At 65.2% G+C, this 20,932-nt stretch carries 19 protein-coding genes and 1 pseudogene; 4 read left to right on the top strand and 16 right to left on the bottom strand.

Features of this window, described 5'->3' with window-relative positions:
- Positions 1-65 precede the first annotated feature (65 nt).
- Entirely contained in the window at positions 66-944 is an 879-nt protein-coding gene (locus AC097O_RS18700; RefSeq protein WP_479594380.1) for an MBL fold metallo-hydrolase, read from the bottom strand.
- Positions 945-1,053: 109 nt separating this feature from the next.
- Between AC097O_RS18700 and AC097O_RS18695 the strand changes: the two genes are divergently transcribed.
- Positions 1,054-1,965 (top strand): LysR family transcriptional regulator, encoded by a 912-nt coding sequence (locus AC097O_RS18695; protein ID WP_479594379.1) that lies wholly within the window; start codon positions 1,054-1,056, stop codon positions 1,963-1,965.
- On the opposite strand, the gene AC097O_RS18690 is transcribed toward AC097O_RS18695, so the two are convergent.
- Together AC097O_RS18690 and AC097O_RS18685 are read right to left on the bottom strand one after the other, a co-directional pair.
- Entirely contained in the window at positions 1,962-2,156 is a 195-nt protein-coding gene (locus tag AC097O_RS18690) for a hypothetical protein (protein WP_479594378.1), read from the bottom strand. The genes AC097O_RS18695 and AC097O_RS18690 overlap by 4 nt on opposite strands.
- 151 nt (positions 2,157-2,307) lie before the next feature.
- Entirely contained in the window at positions 2,308-2,616 is a 309-nt protein-coding gene (locus AC097O_RS18685) for a YkvA family protein (RefSeq protein ID WP_479594377.1), read from the bottom strand.
- 179 nt (positions 2,617-2,795) lie between these two features.
- Between AC097O_RS18685 and AC097O_RS18680 the strand changes: the two are divergent.
- Positions 2,796-2,912: pseudogene (locus AC097O_RS18680) on the top strand (magnesium transporter CorA); the annotation flags it as partial.
- Positions 2,913-2,981: 69 nt separating this feature from the next.
- Here AC097O_RS18680 and AC097O_RS18675 read toward each other — a convergent pair.
- The 5 genes from AC097O_RS18675 to AC097O_RS18655 form a co-directional block, all read right to left on the bottom strand.
- Positions 2,982-5,876 (bottom strand): sensor domain-containing phosphodiesterase, encoded by a 2,895-nt coding sequence (locus tag AC097O_RS18675; protein WP_479594376.1) that lies wholly within the window; start codon positions 5,874-5,876, stop codon positions 2,982-2,984.
- Between the two features lie 203 nt (positions 5,877-6,079).
- A complete protein-coding gene (locus tag AC097O_RS18670) occupies positions 6,080-7,015 on the bottom strand; it encodes a PhzF family phenazine biosynthesis protein (protein WP_479594375.1) in 936 nt (311 codons plus the stop codon).
- Positions 7,016-7,167: 152 nt separating this feature from the next.
- On the bottom strand, positions 7,168-8,331 hold the full coding sequence (locus AC097O_RS18665) for an aminotransferase-like domain-containing protein (protein ID WP_479594374.1): 1,164 nt from the start codon (positions 8,329-8,331) through the stop codon (positions 7,168-7,170).
- 39 nt (positions 8,332-8,370) lie between these two features.
- Positions 8,371-8,961 (bottom strand): LysE family translocator, encoded by a 591-nt coding sequence (locus AC097O_RS18660; protein WP_479594373.1) that lies wholly within the window; start codon positions 8,959-8,961, stop codon positions 8,371-8,373.
- Between the two features lie 15 nt (positions 8,962-8,976).
- Positions 8,977-9,897 (bottom strand): DMT family transporter, encoded by a 921-nt coding sequence (locus AC097O_RS18655; protein ID WP_479594372.1) that lies wholly within the window; start codon positions 9,895-9,897, stop codon positions 8,977-8,979.
- A gap of 104 nt (positions 9,898-10,001) precedes the next feature.
- On the opposite strand from AC097O_RS18655, the gene AC097O_RS18650 reads away from it, so the two are divergent.
- Together AC097O_RS18650 and AC097O_RS18645 are read left to right on the top strand one after the other, a co-directional pair.
- Entirely contained in the window at positions 10,002-11,405 is a 1,404-nt protein-coding gene (locus tag AC097O_RS18650; RefSeq protein ID WP_479594371.1) for an aminotransferase-like domain-containing protein, read from the top strand.
- Positions 11,406-11,485: 80 nt separating this feature from the next.
- Positions 11,486-12,052, top strand: a complete 567-nt coding sequence (locus tag AC097O_RS18645) for a hypothetical protein (protein ID WP_479594370.1) — start codon at positions 11,486-11,488, stop codon at positions 12,050-12,052.
- Here the strand turns inward: AC097O_RS18645 and AC097O_RS18640 are convergent.
- From AC097O_RS18640 to flgF, 8 genes are all read right to left on the bottom strand, one after another.
- A complete protein-coding gene (locus AC097O_RS18640; RefSeq protein WP_479594369.1) occupies positions 12,049-13,260 on the bottom strand; it encodes an HDOD domain-containing protein in 1,212 nt (403 codons plus the stop codon). The two genes, AC097O_RS18645 and AC097O_RS18640, sit on opposite strands and share 4 nt — an antisense overlap.
- Positions 13,261-13,282: 22 nt before the next feature.
- Positions 13,283-14,554: a flagellar hook-associated protein FlgL gene (gene flgL, locus AC097O_RS18635; protein WP_479594368.1), complete on the bottom strand. Its 1,272-nt coding sequence runs from the start codon at positions 14,552-14,554 to the stop codon at positions 13,283-13,285.
- Positions 14,555-14,563: 9 nt separating this feature from the next.
- Complete coding sequence (gene flgK / locus AC097O_RS18630) at positions 14,564-16,465, bottom strand: flagellar hook-associated protein FlgK (RefSeq protein ID WP_479594367.1); 1,902 nt, start codon at positions 16,463-16,465, stop codon at positions 14,564-14,566.
- Positions 16,466-16,474: 9 nt separating this feature from the next.
- Complete coding sequence (flgJ, locus tag AC097O_RS18625; RefSeq protein ID WP_479594366.1) at positions 16,475-17,326, bottom strand: flagellar assembly peptidoglycan hydrolase FlgJ; 852 nt, start codon at positions 17,324-17,326, stop codon at positions 16,475-16,477.
- Positions 17,327-18,439, bottom strand: coding sequence for a flagellar basal body P-ring protein FlgI (locus AC097O_RS18620; protein WP_479594365.1), 1,113 nt, complete (start codon positions 18,437-18,439; stop codon positions 17,327-17,329). It abuts the gene before it with no gap.
- Between the two features lie 229 nt (positions 18,440-18,668).
- Entirely contained in the window at positions 18,669-19,355 is a 687-nt protein-coding gene (locus tag AC097O_RS18615) for a flagellar basal body L-ring protein FlgH (protein ID WP_479594364.1), read from the bottom strand.
- Between the two features lie 10 nt (positions 19,356-19,365).
- On the bottom strand, positions 19,366-20,148 hold the full coding sequence (gene flgG / locus AC097O_RS18610; RefSeq protein WP_315245442.1) for a flagellar basal-body rod protein FlgG: 783 nt from the start codon (positions 20,146-20,148) through the stop codon (positions 19,366-19,368).
- Between the two features lie 14 nt (positions 20,149-20,162).
- Positions 20,163-20,903, bottom strand: a complete 741-nt coding sequence (gene flgF / locus AC097O_RS18605) for a flagellar basal-body rod protein FlgF (RefSeq protein ID WP_479594363.1) — start codon at positions 20,901-20,903, stop codon at positions 20,163-20,165.
- Positions 20,904-20,932 lie beyond the last annotated feature (29 nt).

Genomic DNA, 20,932 nt, shown 5'->3' with positions numbered 1-20,932 from the left:
GCCCATTGGATAAGCGCAAGAAGCTATTGTTTTTGTAGTGATTGGCTGGATTTAGCCGCGCGGGGTCACCACTTCATTTCGCCCTTGGCCACCTTGGCGCTCAGCTCCAGCGAGCTGACTTCGCCTGCGGTGGGGAATTCCTTCTTCATGGCTTCGACCAGCTCCGCCGAGTTCTTGGCTGTGGCGGTGTGCTTGTCGAAAGCCTTGATGTAGTCGGCGGTGTACCGGGCGGCGTTCAGCGGCTTGGACGGGCCTTCCAGGTAATGACCGGGCACCACCACTTTCGGTTTGAGCTTCTGGATCTGGGCCAGCGTGGCCAGCCAGCCGGTGTGGGACGCGGGGGTCTGGGTGTCGGCCATCCACACGTGCAGGTTGTTGGCCAGCGGAATGCCGCCCACCACCGCCTTCAGCGACGGAATCCACACAAAGCTGCGGTCCGGTTGCGCATCGCCTTTGATCTCCAGCTTTTTGCCTTCCAGCGTCAGCGTGTGGCCGGCCAGCACCTCGGGCAGCACGGTGGTGCTGGGCGCGTCGGTCTTGAGGATGGGGCCCCAGTAGGCCAGCTTGCCCGCAGCGCTGTCTTTGATGTGCTGTACGGTGTGCGATGTGGCGACGATCTTGGCGGCGGGGAAGGCTTTGCTAATGGTTTCCAGGCCGAAGTAGAAGTCGGGGTCGCCATGGCTGATGTAGATGGTGGTGAGGTTTTTGCCGCTGGCGCGGATTTTGTCCACCACTTTGGCGGCCTGCGATGCGCCGAATTGCGCGTCGATCAGCACCGCGTCTTTTTCGCCGGTGACCAGCACCGACGAGACGGGGAAGATGGCCTCATGGCCGGGGTTGTAGACATCCAGCTTGAGCGGGCCTGCGGCCAGGGCCGGGGCGGCCAGGGTGGCTGCGGCAAGGGCGGTGAGGGCCCAGCGGGCAGCGGTGGAAGTAGTGGTCATGGGGTTTCCAAACAGGTGTGTGTTGCGATGGGTGGAATGTTAGTTGTGTTTATTGATTGGAAAAACCCTAGAATTTGCCCTAGTTTGTTGTCAAAACCGGTCGAATAATATGGATACCTTGAAGGCGATGCAGGTCTTTGTGGCCGTGGTGGACGCGGGCAGCCAGACGGCGGCGGCCGATGCGCTGGGCCTGTCGCGCCCGGTGGTGTCGCGGTTCATTGCCGAGCTGGAGGGCTGGACCGGGGCGCGGCTGCTGCACCGCACCACCCGCAAGCTCAGCGTCACCCCGGCGGGCAGCGAGACCTTGCAGCGCTGCCGCGCGGTGCTGGCGCTGACTACCGACATGCAGCAGGCGGTGGCGGTGCCCGAAACCACGCCCCAGGGGCTGCTGCGGATCACCGTCAGCACGTCTTTCGGCCAGACGCACCTGACCTGGGCGGTGGCCGACTTCGTGAAGCGCTACCCCGCCGTGTCGGTCGATCTGGTGCTACTGGACCGGGCGGTGAACCTGGTGGAGGAGCGCATCGACCTGGCGGTGCGCATCAGCCATGCGCTCGACCCCAACCTGATTGCCCGCCGTCTCACCGTGTGCCGCTCCATGGTCTGCGCCGCACCCGACTACCTGCGCACGCACCCACCCATCCGGCGCATGGAAGACCTGGCCGCGCACAACTGCCTGACGCATTCGTACTATGGCAAAACGCTGTGGAACTTTGAACTGGATGGCCAGCCGTCGTCGGTGGCGGTGGGCGGCAACCTCAGTGCCAACGAGTCCACCTCGCTGCTGCAGGCCGCCGTGGCCGGTGTGGGAGTGGCCCTGTTGCCGACTTTCATGGCCGCGCCGCTGGTGCACAGCGGCCAGCTGGTGGCCTTGCTGCCTGCGGTGCAGCAGCGTGAGCTGGGCATCTACGCTGTGTACGCCTCACGCAAAAATATGCCTGCTGCGCTGCGGGCCCTGCTGGATTTTCTGGCCGAGCGCTTTCCGCCCGAGCCGCCGTGGGACCAGCCGCCCAGCGCTTAGTTCAGTGTATGGCCTGCAGTAGCCCAGGTGGTGCGAGACTGGCTGAGCCACAGGCTGGCGCGGTTCAGTGCGGCGAACCAGGCGAAAGGCTTTTTGCCGGGCTGGGTGGCGTGCTGTGCAGATGCTGGGCTGGCTGCGCGGACGGTGGTGGGAGCCGAAGGGCCAGCCAGAGAAAAAGAAGTAGCGATCATGGGGGCCTCTGCAATAGATTTAAGGGTTAACCCGAGTGTAAGGGTTTTCCCTTAATCGCGTTGCAGCGCCGCAATTAGGCATTGAATCGGCACCCCACGCTTATTAGATAAGCGCGAGAAGCTATCAAGTTGATAGTGACAAGGTGCTGCGTCAGCGCTGCACCACGTCGTTTGCACCCTGCGCGCCGCCCCGGGCGCGGCGGGTGATGTCGTCAAAGATGTGGGTGGGCAGCTTTTTCAGCAGCCAGCCCATGGCCAGCGGCACCAGCACCAGGTCGTCCAGCAAGCCTGCGATGGGGATGAAGTCGGGCACCAGGTCCACCGGTGACAGCAGGTACAGCACGATGCCTGCCGTGCCCCACTTCAGCCAGGGCGGCGACTGCGGGTGCTGCAAGGCGAACCACAGCAAGCGGGCATCGCCCTTGACGACAGCCCAGACCAACGAGACACGTTTCCACATGGTTGTATCCTTTTCAATCCGGCAAATGCGCCAGGTGGGACCATAACGCCGGGTGGGGCTGGAAGATGACAGATTTTTGAAAGCAAATGTCTTAACGCACGTGCTTACAGCAACACGCTGCCGCTGATGCAGGTGACGGACGCGCCACCCACCCACACCTGGCCGGTGTTCTTCAGCGCCTCCACCGCGAACCCACCCGGCAGCTCGACCATTGGCAGAGCGAGCTGCCCAAACCCGGAGCGCGCTTCAGCAACTGGGCTGCACTGCTGGACGCACGGCTGCCGCTGCACCAGTTGTTCTGGAGCAAGCAGTATGTGAAGCGCACGGACCGCTAAGCGGCAGCCCTGGCCCCGCAAACCGTTTACCTACACGGCAGCCAGCAGGCGGAGGTCCAGCGCTTCCTGGGGCACCGGCCTAGAGAAGTAGTAGCCCTGCGCCTGGCCGGCACCCATGTCACGCAGTAAGGCCAGGGTTTCGGCATCCTCCACCCCTTCGGCGACGATGCTCAGGTCCAGCGATTCGGCCATGCGCACAATGGCCCGCACGATGGCGCGGCTGCGCGGGCTGGTGGTCAGCTCCAAAATGAAGGACCTATCAATCTTCAGGCCGCTGAAGTGGTACTGGTGCACATAGCTCAGCGACGAGAAGCCGGCACCGAAATCGTCTAGCACCACCGACACACCGTTGTCCGCCAGGTGTTTCATGGCCTGGCGCGCCAGCTCCGGTTCGGCCACCAGGGCACCTTCGGTCAGCTCCAGGCAAATGCGCGAGGGTGCCACGCCGTAATCGGCCAATAAACTGAGCACTTCACTGGAGAATTCGGTGCGGGTGATGCTGTAGCTGGAGCAGTTCACATGCACGGTCGGCCAATGCGCATGCTCAGGTTGCGCCAGGATCGCCACCACACTGTGCAGCATGTAGAAATCCAGCCGACCGATCAGCCGCAGACCTTCCAGCGCCGGTAAAAACTCGCCGGGCGCGACGATGTTGCCGCCGGGCTGGTGCCAGCGGATCAAGGCCTCCAACGCCACCGTGGTGCCGGTCTGCACATCGATGATCGGCTGGAAATACGGCAGCAGTTCGTCGTTGCGCTTGAGCGCATTGCGCAGGGCGTTCTCCTGCTCCATCTGGTCGGACACCTCGCGGCGCACTTCCTGGCTGAACAGCGCATAGCTGTCGCGCCCGGCGTTTTTCACCCGGTACATGGCGGTATCGGCATCGCGCAGCAGGTCGGCGGGTTCGTGGTGGAACTGGCTGTCGGCACCGACCACGCCGACACTGCACGACGAAAACACGGCGTGCCCATCGATGTGGAACGGTAGCTCGAAGGCCTGCAGAATCCGTTCGGCGATGGCCGCGGTGACGTCCGGCGGCGCACCAAAGGCCAGCACCGCGAATTCATCACCGCCCAGGCGGGCCAGCAAATCGCTGTCGCGCATGCATTTGCGCAGGCGATCGGCGACCTGGACCAGCAGCAGGTCGCCGGAGTGGTGGCCCAGGCTGTCGTTGACCATCTTGAAGCGGTCCAGGTCGATGAACATCACCACCAGTTCCTGGCCATGGTCGCAGAACGCCTGCCAAGCGCTGTGCAGGCGCTGCTGCAAATGCGCGCGGTTGGGCAGACCGGTCAGCGAGTCATGGCCGTTTTCGTGCTGCAGCTGGGCATTGGCATGGTCCAGCTCGCGGGTGCGGTCCTGCACCCTCGCCTCCAGCCGGGTGTTGGCGGTGTGGATGGCTTCGGCCGCGCTGCGTCGGGACAAGGCCGTGTCGATGTGCCGTGAGACAAAGGTCAGCAGCTCCTGGTCGCGCAAGGAATAGTGGATGTCGGGCGAATAACTCTGTACTGCCAGCACGCCGCGCACCACGTCGCCATCGAACAGCGGAATACCGAGCCAGGAATGCGACAGGTTGGTGCCCCGGTGCGCAGCAATCTCCCCCAGGCTCTCCAGCCGCAGGACTTCCTGGGGGTCGATCAGGCAAGGCCGCCGCTGGCGGATGACGTATTCCGTCACACCGCGCTCACCGCGCCGGGGCTTGGGCACTTTGTCCAGAAATTCGTCCACGTAGTACGGAAAAGTCACCTCGGTGGTGGCATCGTCGAACAGCGCGATGTAGAAGTTGCGGGCAAACAGCAGCTCGCCCACGATGCCGTGCAGGCCACGGAACAGCTCGGCCATGTCGCCCGGCTGGCTGGCCAATTCGGTGATCTGGAACAAAGCGCGCTGCAAGTGTTCTGCGCGTTCGCGGTCAGCCACCTCGTGCCGCAGCGCGTCATTCAGGGTGGACAGCTCCAGCGTACGCCGGGCCACGGTTTCTTCGAGGTGCACGCGGTGCAGAATCCGGTCCAGCGCCATCGCCACGTGGCGCGCCACCACCAGAAACAGCTCGCGGTCCTCGACGCTGTAGATCCGTGCCACGTCGTAGACCTGCATCGCCAGCATGCCGAACACCTCATCGGAGGCGTTTTTCAGCGGCACCCCCATCCAGAATTCCGGGCGGTGGCCCCTGCAATGGAACACCCCTTGCTCTTCCGCTAAAGCGATGTCCATGGCGTTGACAAACAGTGGCTCCCCGGTGGTCAGGACATAACCGGTCATCGAGAGGTGTTGGCGGTCGATGGGCTCGTAGGCCTCGGCATCCATGACCTCCTCATCGGTGTGGTCCACGTAGTACGGCCAACTGAGCTTGTCGGTCTGGCTCTCGTACTGCGCCAGATAGAAGTTTTCAGCGTCGATCAGGGTCGACAGTTGGCGGTGTACACCTTGCAAAAACGTTCCACGGTCTCGCGTGGAACTGGCCAGGTAGGTGATCTCGAAGAGCACCCGCTGGCTGGCATGGGCCCGGGCCAGGGCATCGGTTTGCAGGCGCAGGCCCAGCTTGCGCGCCAGCTCTGCCACGCGCAGGTTGCTCGCTTCGCTCTGCGGTGCCAACACCCAGCCCAGCGCAGTTTCGCCCTGGCCGGTGGCCCAGCGGTGCAGGCCCTGGTCGCGGCAAAAAGCCTGGAATGTCTCTTGGGCAATCGCCACTGGCCAATCCCTGGCCAGGCCGCCCTGCCCGATCAGATGCAGTTTGTCGCCCGCACGGTAAGCCGCCCACGGCATGGCCTGCGCGCTGGTGACGAATGCGCCCAGCAAGGCCTGCAAACTGTCCTGTGGGAAGGCAGTTTCCGCCGCATCGGCATGGCCGGGCACACCCAAATCCAACGCACAGAGGGCTTTGTGCGATGGCGGTGGGTCTTGGTGGGGAAAACGGGAAGTCATCGGGAATCCATGCCAGCTAAACAACCCGCTATCTTCGGCGCTCAAAAGCGGATTGCAAGCGCCATGGGTGGTTTTTCGCGCATGGAACCTAGGAAATTCGGGATTTCCCAGCTTTTGGCCGATACGGCGACACATCGCAAAACGTGACCACTCCAGATTACTCCTGAATCTATAGCTACAAGCCTATTGCTTATATACGTCGCTTATAAAAATACGCTGCCGTGGATGCAGGTGACCGACGCACCACCCACCCACACCTGGCCTTGTGCATCGCGTTCGATGTGCACCCGGCCTGCGCGGTCCAGGCAGGTGCCTTGGCTCACCAGGTACTGCTCGGGCGCATAGCCGTCTGCAATCAGCCACTGGGCCAGGCTGGCGTTCAGGCTGCCGGTGACAGGGTCTTCCAACACGTCCACGGCGGCGGCGAAGGCGCGCACTTCCATCTGCGGCGCAGGCCCCTCATCCACCGGCGCGCTGCGGCCAAAGGCGCGGGCTTCGCGGCTGGAGCGGGCGATGAGCTGGGGGGCATCGTCTTGCGGGTAGAGCCCGGCCACGCCGACCACCAGGTCGGTGTTTTTCAGCGCCAGGTGGTCCGGGGCCAGTTGCAGCACGGTCTGCGGGCCGTCCAGCAGAATGCCCAGCCAGGGCAGGCCGTTGTCCAGCATCTGCGCGGCCACCACGTCGCGCGGCTTCAGGCCCAGCGCGGCGGCCACCTGGGCCAGCACCATGGCGCTGGGTGCGCTGCGTTTGAGCGGCGGGGCGGCGAACAGCAATTTGTCGTTTTCTCGGCGGATCGGCACCAGCCCCACCGCGCACTCCTGCACCACCATCTTGGCCGCACGCGGTTGGCCGCCCGCCTGCAGCCAGGCGTGGCAACTGCCCAGTGTGGGGTGGCCAGCAAAGCGCAACTCGCTTTTCGGGTCGAAGATGCGTACCCGGTAGTCCGCCCCCGCCGCCCGGCCCGCGTCGGTGGGCGGCAGCAGAAACGTGGTTTCCGACAGGTGCGTCCAGCTGGCAAAGCGCTGCATCTGTGCGTCGCTCAAGCCTGCACCGTCCAGCACCACCGCCAGCGGGTTGCCCTGGTAGGGGGTGGGGGTGAAAACGTCGACTTGTTGGAACGGGCGGGTATGCGGAGTCATGGTGAGTCGGGTCAATGCGGGTATTCAAGCGCGGCGCAACAGGCTGAACGCCCCCCCCAGGGATACCGTGGAACTGGCTTTGCCAGGCCACTGGTATCGCCCCCTGCAAGGGGGTTGGAGAAAGATGCGAAGCACTGCAGCCTGGGGGTGTGCTACAAATTTTTGATCGCGTCGGCCAGCGCCTTGATGCCGATGTTGATCTGCTCCACGCTGGCGGTGACGAACGACAGGCGGATGGTGTGCGGGTCGGCGTTGTCGGCGTAGAACGCAGAGCCAGGCACGAAGGCCACGCCCTTGTCCACCGCTTTGGGCAGCAGGTCCACGGCGTGCACGCCTTCGGGCAGGCGGGCCCACAGGAACATGCCGCCGTCGGGCACGTTCCAGTGCGTGCCCGCAGGCATTTCGCGGGTTAAGGCGGCCAGCATGGCGTCGCGCTGGGCTTTGTACAGCGTGCGGATGGTGGGCACGTGGCGGGCCAGGAAGTTGTCTTGCATCACCGCCACCACCATGCGCTGGTTGAAGCTGGGGCTGTGCAGGTCGGCGGCCTGCTTGGCCTGCAGCAGTTTGGGCATCATGGCCTTGGGGGCGATCACGTAGCCCAGGCGCAGGCCGGGGGCCAGCACTTTGGAGAACGAGCCCATGTAGATGCAGCCCTCGGGGTTGCGGCCTGTGAGCGGCGCGGGCGGGGGCGTGTCAAACCACAGGTCGCCGTAGGGGTTGTCTTCTACCAGTGGCAGGCCCAGGTGCTCGGCGCGCTCGATCAGCGTGGCGCGGCGGGCCTCGGTCATGGTGCGGCCCGTGGGGTTCTGGAAGTTGGGCAGCACGTACAAAAAGCGGCCACCGGGGGCTTTGGCGGCCAGGTCGTCCAGGTCCACGCCGTGGTCGTCGCTGGCCACGCCCACCACGTTGGGCTCCATGGGTGCAAAGGCCTGCAGCGCGCCCAGGTAGGTGGGCGTTTCCACCAGCACTTTGCTGTCTTTGTCGATCAGCACCTTGCCGATCAGGTCCAGCGCCTGCTGCGAGCCGGTGGTGATCAGCACCTGGGCCGGTTCCACGTTCCAGGGCAGGCCTGCAGCCACGATCTCGCGCAGCGGGCCGTAGCCTTCGCTGGCGGCGTACTGCAGCGCGCCCTTGCCGTCTTCGCGCAGCACTTTTTCGCAGGCCGCCGCAAATTCGGCTACCGGAAAGGTCTTGGGCGAGGGCAAGCCGCCTGCAAAGCTGATGATGCCGGGGCGCTCGGTGACCTTGAGGATTTCGCGGATCACCGACGAGTTCATTTTTTCAGTGCGGGCGGCAAGGGTCCAGGGGTTGCTCATGGTGGTCTTTGGTCAAAAGGGGTAGAGGTAGATTGTCAGCTAAGCCAGCATAGGCGCGAGCGAGGCGACCAGTAAAACCGCCATCACGCCATTAAAAATACGGCGGTAGCGCGGGATGCGCAGCCAGTGGCGCAGGCGGCTGCCGCACAGCGCCCACAGGCTGATGGCCGGGATGCCGATGATGGCAAACCACGCCGCCGCACCCACCACCACGGCACTGCCGCTGTGGGCGGGCACATAGCTGCTGAACGCGCCCACGGCCATCACCCAGGCCTTGGGGTTCACCCATTGGAAGCCCGCCGCGCCCCAGAAACCCAGCGGGTGGCTAGCTTCGGCATCTTTCGGTGCCCCGGCGGTGGCCACGCCCCAGGCCAGATACAGCAGATAGGCCGCGCCCAGCCATTTCAGCACCAGGTAGAGCTGCGGCACCTGCGCAAACAGCAGGCCCAGTCCCAGGCCCACCGAGGCCAGCAGAATAAAGAAGCCGGTGGAAATGCCCGCCATGTGCGGCAGCGTGGCGCGAAAACCGTGGTTCACGCCCGAGGCCAGTAGCATCAGGTTGTTCGGGCCGGGGGTGATGGAGCTGACGAAGGCAAACAGCGTCAGCGCGGCGAAGAGTTGGGTATCCATACAAACTCCTGAAAATCAACGAACCGGCATGCGCTTGCTGGCGAACACGGTGGCAATCACCGCCAGGCCAAAGCCCAGCGTCACCACGTCCAGCGTTTCGCCCAGCAGGGGCACGGCAAACAGCATGCTCAAAAACGGCTGCACCAGTTGCACCTGGCTGACGCGCACCGTGCCGCCCAGCGCCAGCCCCCGGTACCAGGCAAAAAAGCCCAGCCACTGCGAAAACACCGCCAGGTAGGCAAAGCCGGCCCAGGCGTGCAGGGCTACCGGCTGCGCGGGCTGCGTCCACAGTGCCACCGGCAGGGTGACGGGCAGAGCCAGCACCAGCACCCAGCAAATCACCTGCTCGCCGGGCATGCGCTGCGCCAGGCGCCCGCCAAAGCCGTAGCCCACGGCACCCAGCAGCATGGCTAATAGCAGCAGGCCGTCGGCGGGCTGGATGTGCAGACCGGTTTGCCCCGAATGCAGCATGGCAAACGCCACCACCATCGCGCTGCCCAGCAGGGCACACAGCCAGAAGCCGGTTGACGGGCGCTGGCGGTACATGACGGCCCCCACCACCGCCGTGGCCAGCGGCAGCACGCCAATGATCACGCTGGCGTGTACCGCTTCCACGTGGCGCATGGCGATGGACGTAAGCAGAGGAAAACCAAACACCACACCCGAGGTGGTGCACAGCAGTTGCACCCAGTCCTGCCGCTGCGGCCAGGGCGCGCGGCTGAGCCACAAAAACAGGGCTGACAAACCGCCCGCCAGGGCGGCACGGCCCATGGCCACAAACACCCCGGACATCTGCGGGTCGGCAGGTGTGCCCACCGCCAGCCGCGTCATCGGCAGGGTCAGCGCAAAAATCACCACGCCCAGCAGGCCCAGCCACAGGCCACGGCGTTCGGCGTGGTGCATCGGTACAGACAGGGTGGCGGTGTGCAGGGTCATAGTGCATTCAATGTAGTCGCAATACCAGCACACTAGCAGTACACTTTATCCAATCAGTTTTCAGACTGTATTGCCTCTAAGGCCAGCACACAGGAGCCGCCACCATGCTGATGAAGACCTCTGACCAGTCGCTCACCGAGCAGCTCGCCAGCCATTTCGCCGAGCGCATCCGCAGCCGCCTGCTGGCTACCGGTGCGCGCCTGCCCTCGGTGCGCCAGTGTGCCCAGCAGCACCAGGTGAGCGCCTCCACCGTGGTGGCGGCCTACGACCGGCTGCTGGCGCTGGGCCTGGTCGAGGCCCGCAAGAACCGGGGGTTTTATGTGCGAGAAATGGCCTCTGCGCCCGATATGTATGCACGAGAAGCTACACAAAATATAGCAAACCCGCCCCGCCGCCCCATCGATGCCACCGCCCTGATGCGCGGCATGTTCCAGGGCGACAGCGACACCCCCCAGCCCGGCATGGGCGTGCTGCCCCCCGACTGGCTGGCCAACAGCTTCATGCCCGCAGCCGTGCGCCGGGTGGCAGCAGGCACGGCCGACTTTTCGCGCCGTTACGGCGACCCGGCGGGCGACCTGGGCCTGCGCCAAAGCCTGTCCAAAAAGCTGCTCGGTCTGCACGTACCCGCCGCGCCCGAGCAGATCATCACCACCGTGGGGGCCACCCACGCGCTGGATATCGCCAGCCGCACCCTGCTGCGCGCGGGGGACTGCGTGATGGTGGAAGAGCCCGGCTGGGCGGTGGAATTCGCCCGGCTGGAAGCCATGGGCATGCGCATCCTGCCGGTGCCGCGCAATGCCGACGGGCCGGACCTGGAGGTGATGGCCCGTTATTGCGAGGAACATGCCCCCAAGCTGTTTGTGAGCGTGAGCGTGCTGCACAACCCCACCGGCTTTTGCCTCACTCCGGGCAGCGCGCACCGGGTGCTGACCCTGGCCAACGCGCACGACTTCTACATCGTGGAAGACGACACCTACAGCCACCTGGCTCCCGAACACGCCACCCGCCTGTGTGTACTGGACGGCCTGCAGCGCACCCTGTACGCCAGCGGTTTCTCCAAGATCCTGGCCCCCGGCTGGCGCGTGGGCTTTCTGGCCGCGCCCACCGCCCTGGTGGACCGCCTCACCAACACCAAGCTGCTGGCCACGCTGACCACCCCGTCCCTGCTGGAGAAAGCCCTTGCCTGGTGCATCGACCAGGGCCAGCTGCGCCGCCACTCCGAAGGCGTACGCGCCCGCCTCGACCAGGCCCGCACCCGCAGCACCAAGCTGGCCCTGGCCGCAGGCTGCAGCTTCGCCTCCGAGCCCGCCGGGCTGTTCGGCTGGGTCGAGACCGGCGTGGATACCGACGCCCTGGCCCAGCGCATGCTCGACGAGGGCTACATGCTGGCCCCCGGAGCCCTGTTCCACGCCAACCGCCAACCCAGCAGCCTGATGCGCATCAATTTTGCGAACACGCAGGACGCGGCGTTCTGGAAGGTGTTTGCGCGGGTGCGGAATGGAGGGTAGAGGCTGCTTGTAAATCGCGGCGTTTAGCGCTATTTTCGATGGGCCAAGCCAGGTCCGCAGGAGGGCCGAAAGGAGGCCCCATGACACTCGTCGATCTGTTGTCTCTCGTCAGCAGCGTGGCCGCCTCCGCCGCTGCGGTGATGGCCTACCTGGGCAAGGAGGCGGTGGGGGTGCTGCAAAAGCAGCATGACTCGGCGCTGCGGCAGATGGAAGAGTCGCATAAGGCCGAGCTGGCCAAGCAACTGGAAGATTTCAAGAGGTCGCTGGCGTTCTTGGGCGCGGTGGACACCGAACTGCGCAGCCTGCGGATCACCTCGTACAGTGATCTCTGGAAGCAGACCAAGGTGTTGCCCAAGTGGCCCCAGGACCCATCGGTGGATTGCCAGGCGTTAATCGATTTCTCCACCGGGCTGCGCGGCTGGTACTTTGGGGCCCAGGATGCCGTGCCCGGCGGCATGCTGTTGACGGAAGACGCCATGAATGCGTACAAGGCGCTCCAGACCCAGATTGCCGAGGTGGTGTCGGCACGCGGGTCAGATTCGGCACTTTCCCCAGGCGACTATGAAGCGGTCCGCGCATGCGCCAGCGCGCTGCGCACAGAGCTCACCAAAGACCTGCTTTCTCGCCGGGAGACACCGGGCAGTTAGCCCAGGCTGCGCAGCAGCGCCCGGTTGACATCTTCCAGGTCCATTCCGTGCTCGTGGCACAGGGTGCGGATGGCGGCACCGTTGTCGGATTCCAGGGCGCTGGCGATGTGCAGCAGGGGGGCGTAGGGGCCGGTGTTGCGCACGGTGGCGTTGTAGATGCGGCTGCTCAGGGGGACGCGGTGCAGGGCGCTGCCCAGGGTTTCGCCCATCAGTACGTCGATCTGCGAGAACAGGCCGCAGAGGTAGATTTCGCGGGCCAGCTGGTGCTCGGCACCGGAGTCCATCAGGTTTTCCATCAGCCGGGCGCGCAGCACCATGGCGGCCTTGACCGGGCGCAGGTTGGGGTCGCGCGAGGCCTGGGGCAGTTGCTCGACCAGCCAGCGCTTGAACGGGCTGGTGCCCAGCAGCATCAGGCCGTGGCGCAGGGATTCGACCTCGGTGCGCAGGCCCACGGCGGCCGAATTGGCGTAGGCCAGGAAGCGGAAGGTCAGGATGGGTTCCATGCCCAGCAGGGATTCGAGTTTTTCGACCGATACGTCGTCGTCCACGGCCTGCACCAGTTGCACCATGGCCTGGTAGTCGGGGGCGGTGGCCTGCCGCTGCAGGGCGTGCAGGATGTCTTCGTCGGGCCAGCCCAGCAGGGCGGTGGCGTGCTGCTGGTCCAGGCAGTGCTCCATCAGCAGGCGGCTGGCGATGCCTTCATACAGCATGCCGGGCTGCACCGGGCTGGTTCCGGTGGGCGTAGTGCCTGCGCGGTTGCGTGCGGCGGCCTGCAGGGCGGCCAGCGCGGCCTGGGGCGACAGGCGCAGCAATTGGGTGAAAAAGCAGGGGGCCAGCTCGGGGCCGGGGGGCTGGTCGGATTCGGCCCGCCACACCAGGCGCAGGCCACGCTGGTGGGCGCGCTGCACCCGCTGCGGCATGGCGTGGCTGCCCATCCATTCACCGCGGACCTCAATCCAATAGGGGGCGGCGGTGCGTGCCGGGGCGTGGTCTAGCAGGTCGCGCAGCAGGGCGGGGGATTTGACCGACAGCAGCAGCGGCGGCGCGCCGGGTTTGCCTTGGTCTTGCAGGCTGCCCACCAGCCGCTCGGAGTCGATGCTGGCATCGGCCCGGCCTTCGATAAAGAGCTGCACCGCTGCCAAGCTGCGCGCAGCATTCCACAGCGGGCGGTAGCCCAGGGTGATGCTGCCCAGGACGGAAGAGGCCATGGCTAACGCGGGACGAACCCGTTCAACTGATGTAGTTGAACAATGATAGCTTCTGGATCGAGGCGTAGGATTTCAATGCGGCCTGGTAGGCGGTTTGCTGGTTGGTCTGGTCGGCGGCGGCGGCAATCATGTCGATGTCTTCGGCGTTGGACTTGTCGGTCTTGGCCTGGATGGTGTTATCGGCCTGGGTGTCGGTGATGCGGTCGGCGCGGGTCAGCAGGTCGCCCGCCTTGCCCCGGCTGGCGCTGATTTTTTCCATGCTGGTATCGAGCTGGGCCAGCGAAATCGCCTGTTCCTGGTTGAAATTGGCATCGTTGCTGTTGGCGCCGACGGTGGTGGAGCCCACGGCGTACATGCTGGCGATAGTGCGGTCCATCACGTCAAAAATGCTGGGCCGGTTGGCGGTGACGTTGGCGTTGACTTCCAGCGTATCGCCATTGAGCGGGGTGCCGCGCACCACCATAGCGATGCCGCCCATCACGATGGACTGGCCTTCGGTATAGGTCTGTGCCGCCGAGGTGGTGGCGGTGGTGTTGTTGGTGACGGTGTAGGTGGTGGCCCCGGTGGCGGGTGGCACGGGCGCGGTGAAGTTCACCGTGAAGTCGGTGCCCTGGGCGGCCATCAGGGGGGCATTGACGACCACGCCAATGTCGGTAAACGCCCGTCCGGTGTTGGCCGCTCCCAGGCTGACGGTGAACACGCCGTTGCCCTCGGGCACGTCCATCCAGGCGGCGCGGCCATCCAGCGTAAAGGGGATGGCCACGGTGCTGGCGGCGGTCTGGCCGGGCAGGCCGTTGTAGTTGTAATCGGGGTCGGGCGGTACGCCGTTGGCACTGGTTTCAAACGGGGCCGAGGTGCTGCCCAGGCCGTTGAACAAAGGCATGCCGTTGCTGTCTTTTTTGTTGGCCAGGGTGATCAGCTCGTCGCGGATGCCGACCAGCTGCTTGGCAATGGTTTCGCGCTCCACCGGGCTGTTGGCACCGTCGCCCGCCTGCACCACCAGGGTACGGAACTCGCGCAGCAGGTCACCGGCATTGCCCAGCGTGGCCTCGGCCTGGGTGATGGCGCTGACCTGGGTGTCCAGCGCGCGCTGCTCGGTCTTGATGCGGTCGATGCGGGTGTTGGCCCGCTCGGCCTGGGCGGCCCCGGTGGGGTCGTCGCTGGAGCGCAGGATTTTCTTGCCGGAGGTCAGGTTTTCTTGCAGCGCGGACATGGTGGCGTACCGGGTGGTCAGGTTGCGAAGCGCGTTGTCGTAGCCTGTGGCGCTGGCCAGGCGGGTGAAGCTGTTGCTCATCTAGTTCTCCTAACGGCCCACGCTGGCCATCAGACTGTCAAAAATCGTTTGGGCGATCTGGACCATCTTGGCCGATGCCTGGTAGGCCTGCTGGTACTGCAGCAGCTTGGCGGCTTCTTCGTCGAGGTTCACGCCCGAGACCCCGGTGCGCGAGGTTTCCAGGTTGTCGGCAATCGACTTGGACACCTCGGCGGTGTACTGCACGCTTTGCACCTTCACGCCCACCTGCGACATCAGCGCGGCATAGCCGTCGGCCAGGCTGGAGCCGTCGAACAGGGCCACATCGCGCAGGTCCAGCAGTGCGTCGGCATTGCCGGCGTTGAGCTTGGCGTAGGCGAGATTGGCCGGGCCCAGAACCAAGGTGTCGCCGTTTTGGGCCGCCCCCGACAGGGTCAGCGACCAGCCCGATGCCAGGTTGGCCGGGTCGAACGCAATCGGCGTGCCGGGGCTATAGGTGTAGACCGTGGCCCCGGTGTCGCTGCGGGTGTAGGTGTTGGTGCCGGTGAAATTCAGCGTGATGTTGGCTGGTATCGGCACCGACTTGGCTGCCAGATTGGCCACCGCCAGGCTGCCGGTGTTGGTAATGCCCATGGCGGCCTGCACCGGGCTGGACACGGCCAGTTGGCGCGGCGAGCCGAAGGCGGTGCTGATCTTGTTGGCCACGGCGCGAAACGGCTGCAGCAAAAAGCTGTCGCCCGCTACCGGTGCGCCACCCACGGCAATCGCCAGGCCGTCATAGCTGCCGGTTACGGGGTCGGGGTTGACCACGGTGTTGTCGGACAGGCGCTGTACGGTGAAAGCCACGGCCGAGGTAAAGGTGATCTTGTAGTCCGAGGCCTGCAACTTGGCTACGGTGGGCGCGTCCACGCTGATGCCCACGCTGCCGCTGCCGGTGTTGGACGTGGCCGCCGCGCCATTGGGCATGCTCACCGGGCTGAACAGGTTGCCGCCGGGGTTGCCGTCCAGGTCCAGCCCCAGCTTGTGCTGGGCATTGACCACGGTGGTGATGCTGGTGGCAATGCGGCCCAGCAGGTTGGCCCCCTGGGCCAGGTCTTCGTTCTGGAACTTCAGCAGCCCGGCAATCGAGCCGCCGCCCAGCATGCTTTCCGACAGCACCACGGTCTGGCTGCCCAGCACCATGGTGATCTGGCTTTGCGATGCGTCCTGGGGGTTGGGTTGTACCTGCAGCGCCGAGGCCTTGGTGCCCAGCACCAGCGGCTGGCTGCTGGCGGCAAATACCGTGACGGTGCCGTCGTCGGCATCGAGTTGGGTGGTCTGGATGTACTGGTTGAGCTGGCTGATCAGATTGTCGCGCTTGTCCAGCAGGTCGTTGGGCGCGTGGCCGCTGCCCTGGGCTTTCTGGATCTGTCCGTTCACAGCCGCCAGGTTGGTGGTGATGGTGTTGATCGCCGCCGCCGCGTTGACCAACTCGGTGGTCAGGCCGGTCTGCAGGTTGGCCAGTTGGGTGGCGGCATCGTTGAAGCGGGCGGCGGCCTCGTCGGCACGGGTCAGCACCACGGTGCGGGCGGTCAGGTCGGTGGGGGCGCTGGCCACGTCGGAGAACGCGTTCATCATGTCGGTAACCGCCGCGCCCAGGCCGTTGGTGCCGCCCTTGAAGATGTCTTCCAGCTGCAGCAGCTTGTTGGCGCGGGTGATGTCGGAGGCCGCCACCGACTTGGACAGCGCGGCCTGGCGGGTCAGGTACTCGTCGTGGTTGCGCTGGATGGTCAGTACGTCCACGCCCTTGCCGATGTAGCCACCGCCGGTGAACTGGCCTTCCACCGTTTGCAGTATGACGTTCTGGCGCGAATAACCCACCGTGCTGGAGTTGGCAATGTTGTTGCCAATGGTCTGCAAGGCCACTTCATTGGCCAGCAGGGCCCGCGCGCCGACGTTGAGAAGGTTGCTCATGGCGTGCTTTTAGGCGTAGGCCCGGCGCAGCTGCTGGGTCACGGTGATGGCCCGGTTCAGCTTGGCGGCGTAGTCGGGGTCGGTGGCATAGCCCGCGCGTTTGAGCTCGGTGGCAAAGGCCTGGGACGAACTGGTTTGCTGGCGCGCCACCGCATAGCGCGGGCTGTTGTTGATCAGCCGGGCGTAGTCGTTGAACGAGTCCTGGTAGGAGTCGTAGGCGCGGAACTTGGCGCTGACCTTGCGGGCCTCGCCGTTGACCACCTCGGTGGTGGTGATGGTGGTGGTCTTGCCGGTCCAGCCCGCTCCGGCCTTGATGCCGAACAGGTTGAACGAGGTGCTGCCGTCGGGGTTCTTGATTTCCCGGCGGCCCCAGCCGGTTTCGTGCCCGGCCTGGCCCAGCATGTAGCTGGCAGGGATGCCGGTAGCCCGCTCCACGGCGGTGGCGGCGGCGTTGTGCTGCTCGACAAAACCGGTCTGGCTGACGCTGGCGGGTTTGATGGGGGCTACCGGCGCGGTGGGGGTCAGCATCTTGGGTGCAGCACCGTCGGCGGGCACGGTCTGGCGGCTGAGTTGGCGCACGATGACCTCTGACAGGCCGCCGGGCTGGCCCGACATGGTGACCGACAACTGCTGGTCCAGCAGGTCGCTGCCCAGGTCACCCTGGGGGCTGTCGAACAGGCCGGATTTGGTGGTGGCCTCGCGCATGCTCTTGATCAGCTCGCGCATGAACAGCGACTCCAGCTGCTTGGCTGTTTCCTTGATGGCGGCGGGGCTGTCTTGCCCGGCCTGCAGCTTCAGCGCGTTCAGGGACTTGGCATCGGCGGCCAGCACATTGCTGTTGGAAACTTGGGTCAGTGCCATTTAGATCACCTCCAGTTCAGCGTTCAAAGCGCCTGCGGCCTTGATGGCTTGCAGGATGGCCAGCAGGTCCTGCGGCGTGGCACCCAGGGCGTTCAGGGCGCGCACCACGTCGGCCAACTGGGGCGCGGGCGGCACCTGGATCAGGATGCCGGGCTCCTGCTTGATCTGGATGTTGCTTTTTTCGGTGACCACCGTCTGCCCTTGCGACAAGGGATTGGGTTGGCTCACCGACGGCGTGGTGCTGATGCTGATGGACAAATTGCCGTGCGCAATCGCGCAGGGGCCCAGCGTGACCGATTGGTTCAACACGATGGAGCCGGTACGCGAGTTGATGACCACCTTGGCCGCCGGGGCGGACGACTCCATGGTCAGCTCTTCCAGGTCGGCCAGGAAGTTGACGCGGGCGTTCGGGTCGTTGGGTGCGCGCACCCGCACGGTGCGGCCATCCATCGCGTTGGCCAGGCCGTTGCCCATTTTGTTGTTGACGGCGGCGGCCACGCGGCGGGCGGTCTGGAAGTCGCTGGAGTTCAGGTCCAGGGTGATGAAGTCGCCTTCTTGCAGCGGCGTGGGCACGCTGCGCTCTACCTGCGCACCACCGGGAATGCGGCCTGCGCTGAGGTGGTTGATCTGTACCTTGCTACCGCCCGCAGCAGCACCGGCACCTGCCACCACCATATTGCCTTGGGCCATGGCGTAGATTTCGCCGTCGGCCCCGCGCAGCGGCGTGGCGATCAGCAGGCCGCCCTTGAGCGACTTGGAGTTGCCCATGCTGGCCACGCTGATGTCGATGGTCTGGCCCGGCTGGGCAAACGCAGGCAACTGCGCGGTCACGATCACCGCCGCCACGTTTTTCAGCTGCAGCGACGATGCCAGGTTGGCGGGCAGGGTGATGCCCATTTGCTGCAAATAGCTGGACAGGCTTTGCGAGGTGTAGGGCATCTGGGTGGTCTGGTCGCCCGTGCCGTCCAGCCCCACCACCAGCCCGTAGCCGGTCAACTGGTTGCTGCGCACGCCCTGTACGGCGGCCACTTCCTTGATGCGCAAAGCCTGCGCGGGCAGCGCCAGCAGCAAGGCCGCGCACAGCCCCATGCCCCATGTCGCGGCACGGCGCATTGGCAGGAGGCGGAAAAATGGCATGGCGAACAACCTGTTCTACGTCTGGTTCGACCGGAATGGAGGAACCTTTAGCATTATTTTGCGGTGCGTCTGCGGACTGGAACGGCGGAAAAGGCGGTGGTTTCCGGTCAATTGGGTTTGCTATTTTTTCAGTAGCTGCTCGTGCTTAATCCATAAGCACGGGGTGCCGATTTCATTCAAATGCCCCACCCGGTCAGGGGAGGTATCAGAACGGCATCACATTCATGAAGAACCGCCCCAGCCAGCCCATGGCCTGGGCTTCGCCCTGTTGGCCGCGGCCTTTGGACTCGATGCGCGCATTCGCCACCTGGGTGGAGGCCACCACGCTGCCGGGCTGTACCGCGCGCGGGTCTACGGTGCCGGAGAAGCGCAGCACATCCACGTTCTGGTTCACGCCGATCTGCTTTTCACCGGCCACCACCAGGTGGCCGTTGGGCAGCACTTCGACCACGGTGACGGTGATGGCTCCCGTGAAGGTGTTGGCGCTCTCGGTGCCGCCCTTGCCCGAGAAGTCGTTGCTGGAATTGGCACCGATGTTGAACTTGTCCAGCAGCGGGGCCTTCAGGAAGGGCAGACCGGTGATGCCGGCGGAGGTATCTGCCGTGCGGCCCACGGTGCTGGTGGACTTTTGGCTGGCGCTGATGTTCTCCACGATCTGGATGGTCAGGTTGTCGCCCACCAGGCGCGGGCGGCGGTCTTCAAATACGGGGCGGTAGGCGGCCGACGCAAACAGGCTGCCGGTGGGCCGAACGTTGGCGGCTACCGGGGCGGCGGGCATGGGACGGGGCGCGGTGGACTGGGCGAAATCCACCTTGGGCGAAGGGGCCAGGGTTTCGCAGCCGCTCAACAGGAAAAGCCCTGCGAAGGCAGCAGCAGTGAGGGCGGTGCGCATCGTCAATCTCCTACAACTGGGCCAGCTTTTGCAGCATCTGGTCCGAGGTCTGTACGGCCTTGGAATTCATCTCGTAGGCGCGCTGGGTCTGGATCATGGTGACCAGCTCCTGCACCACGTTGACGTTGCTGGTTTCCACAAAGCCCTGGCGCACCACGCCCATGCCGCTCACGCCCGGCGTGCCGGTGGTGGGCTGGCCGGAGGCGGCGGTTTCGGCATACAGGTTGCCGCCCTTGGGCTCCAGGCCGGCCGGGTTGATGAAGTTGGCCATGGCAATATTGCCCGCCGGTTGCGGCGTGGGGTTGCCCGGCAGCACCACGGTGACGCTGCCGTCGGTGCTGATGGTGACGCTTTGGGAGTTGACCGGAATGGTCACGCCGCTGGCCACGGTGAGCCCGGCGGATGTCACCAGACGGCCCTGCGAATCCACCTGGAACGAGCCGTCGCGGGTGTAGCCGATGGTGCCGTCAGGCTGGTTGATCTGGAAGAAACCATTGCCGTTGATGGCCACGTCCAGCGTGTTGCCCGACTGCTGCAGGCTGCCCTGGGCAAACGAGCGGGTGGTGGACACGGTGCGTACGCCCAGGCCCAGGTGCAGGCCGGTGGGCAGCTGGTTTTGCTCGGTGCTGTTGGCCCCCACCTGGCGCAGGTTTTGGTAGATCAGGTCTTCAAACACCGCGTTGGCGCGTTTGTAGCCGGTGGTGGAGACGTTGGCCAGGTTGTGCGAGATGACATCCAGCTGGGTTTGCTGGGCTTCCATGCCGGTCTTGGCGATCCAGAGTGAATTGATCATGGGGGCTCCTTAATTTAGCCTTGAACGTTCAGCAACTGGCTGGCGCTTTTGTCATTGGTTTCGGCGGTTTGCAAGAGGCGCATTTGCGTCTCGAACTGGCGGGCGGTCTGGATCATGCCGACCATGGTGGCCACGGCGTTGACATTGCTGCCCTCGATGGCCCCGGCCAGCAGCTTGGCGTTGGCATCCTGCGGCAGCGGGTCGCCAGTAGCACCGCGGAACAGGCCGTCGTCGCCGCGCTTCAAGGTGTTGTCGGCATCGGGGGTGACCATCTTCAGCCGCCCCAGGCTGGTGGAGGCTTGCCCCGCCACCTTGGCGCTGATGGTGCCGTCGGTGCCCAGGGTGATGTCGGCACCCTGGGGCACGTCGATGGGCGCGCCACCGTCCGACAGCACCGGCAGGCCGGTGGGTGTGACCAGGGTGTTGGTGGGCGATATTTCAAAAATGCCGCTTCGGGTATAGGCCTCAGTGCCGTCCAGGCCCTGCACGGTGAACCAGGCATTGCCCTGGGCCATGGCATCCAGGTTGCGGCCTGTGCGCTGCACCGGGCCGGGCAGGTTGGAGTGGCCGGTGGTGGTTTCCAGCGCAAACACGCGGGTGCTGGAGCCGGGGCCGTTCAGCGGCACCGAGCGGTAGGTGGCCAGTTCTTCGCGAAACCCGTTGGTGGAGACGTTGGCCAGGTTGTTGGCCAGCACCGCCTGCCGGTTGGCGGCCGTGTTGGCCCCCGTCATCGCGGTGTAAATGATGTGGTCCATGGCGGGCTACGCGGCTAGGTTGGCGTGGA

This window comes from Rhodoferax sp. LS1P39 (assembly GCF_056521425.1).
The sequence above is the reverse complement of the archived record's forward strand: the minus strand, read 5'-3'. Positions and strand labels throughout refer to the sequence as shown.

Excerpts from the sequence above, each read along its gene's own strand:
- AC097O_RS18700 (WP_479594380.1), bottom strand. The coding sequence starts at position 944 with ATGACCACTACTTCCACCGCTGCCCGCTGGGCCCTCACCGCCCTTGCC.
- AC097O_RS18695 (WP_479594379.1), top strand. The coding sequence starts at position 1,054 with ATGGATACCTTGAAGGCGATGCAGGTCTTTGTGGCCGTGGTGGACGCG.
- AC097O_RS18690 (WP_479594378.1), bottom strand. The coding sequence starts at position 2,156 with ATGATCGCTACTTCTTTTTCTCTGGCTGGCCCTTCGGCTCCCACCACC.
- AC097O_RS18685 (WP_479594377.1), bottom strand. The coding sequence starts at position 2,616 with ATGTGGAAACGTGTCTCGTTGGTCTGGGCTGTCGTCAAGGGCGATGCC.
- AC097O_RS18675 (WP_479594376.1), bottom strand. The coding sequence starts at position 5,876 with ATGACTTCCCGTTTTCCCCACCAAGACCCACCGCCATCGCACAAAGCC.
- AC097O_RS18670 (WP_479594375.1), bottom strand. The coding sequence starts at position 7,015 with ATGACTCCGCATACCCGCCCGTTCCAACAAGTCGACGTTTTCACCCCC.
- AC097O_RS18665 (WP_479594374.1), bottom strand. The coding sequence starts at position 8,331 with ATGAGCAACCCCTGGACCCTTGCCGCCCGCACTGAAAAAATGAACTCG.
- AC097O_RS18660 (WP_479594373.1), bottom strand. The coding sequence starts at position 8,961 with ATGGATACCCAACTCTTCGCCGCGCTGACGCTGTTTGCCTTCGTCAGC.
- AC097O_RS18655 (WP_479594372.1), bottom strand. The coding sequence starts at position 9,897 with ATGACCCTGCACACCGCCACCCTGTCTGTACCGATGCACCACGCCGAA.
- AC097O_RS18650 (WP_479594371.1), top strand. The coding sequence starts at position 10,002 with ATGCTGATGAAGACCTCTGACCAGTCGCTCACCGAGCAGCTCGCCAGC.
- AC097O_RS18645 (WP_479594370.1), top strand. The coding sequence starts at position 11,486 with ATGACACTCGTCGATCTGTTGTCTCTCGTCAGCAGCGTGGCCGCCTCC.
- AC097O_RS18640 (WP_479594369.1), bottom strand. The coding sequence starts at position 13,260 with ATGGCCTCTTCCGTCCTGGGCAGCATCACCCTGGGCTACCGCCCGCTG.
- flgL (WP_479594368.1), bottom strand. The coding sequence starts at position 14,554 with ATGAGCAACAGCTTCACCCGCCTGGCCAGCGCCACAGGCTACGACAAC.
- flgK (WP_479594367.1), bottom strand. The coding sequence starts at position 16,465 with ATGAGCAACCTTCTCAACGTCGGCGCGCGGGCCCTGCTGGCCAATGAA.
- flgJ (WP_479594366.1), bottom strand. The coding sequence starts at position 17,326 with ATGGCACTGACCCAAGTTTCCAACAGCAATGTGCTGGCCGCCGATGCC.
- AC097O_RS18620 (WP_479594365.1), bottom strand. The coding sequence starts at position 18,439 with ATGCGCCGTGCCGCGACATGGGGCATGGGGCTGTGCGCGGCCTTGCTG.
- AC097O_RS18615 (WP_479594364.1), bottom strand. The coding sequence starts at position 19,355 with ATGCGCACCGCCCTCACTGCTGCTGCCTTCGCAGGGCTTTTCCTGTTG.
- flgG (WP_315245442.1), bottom strand. The coding sequence starts at position 20,148 with ATGATCAATTCACTCTGGATCGCCAAGACCGGCATGGAAGCCCAGCAA.
- flgF (WP_479594363.1), bottom strand. The coding sequence starts at position 20,903 with ATGGACCACATCATTTACACCGCGATGACGGGGGCCAACACGGCCGCC.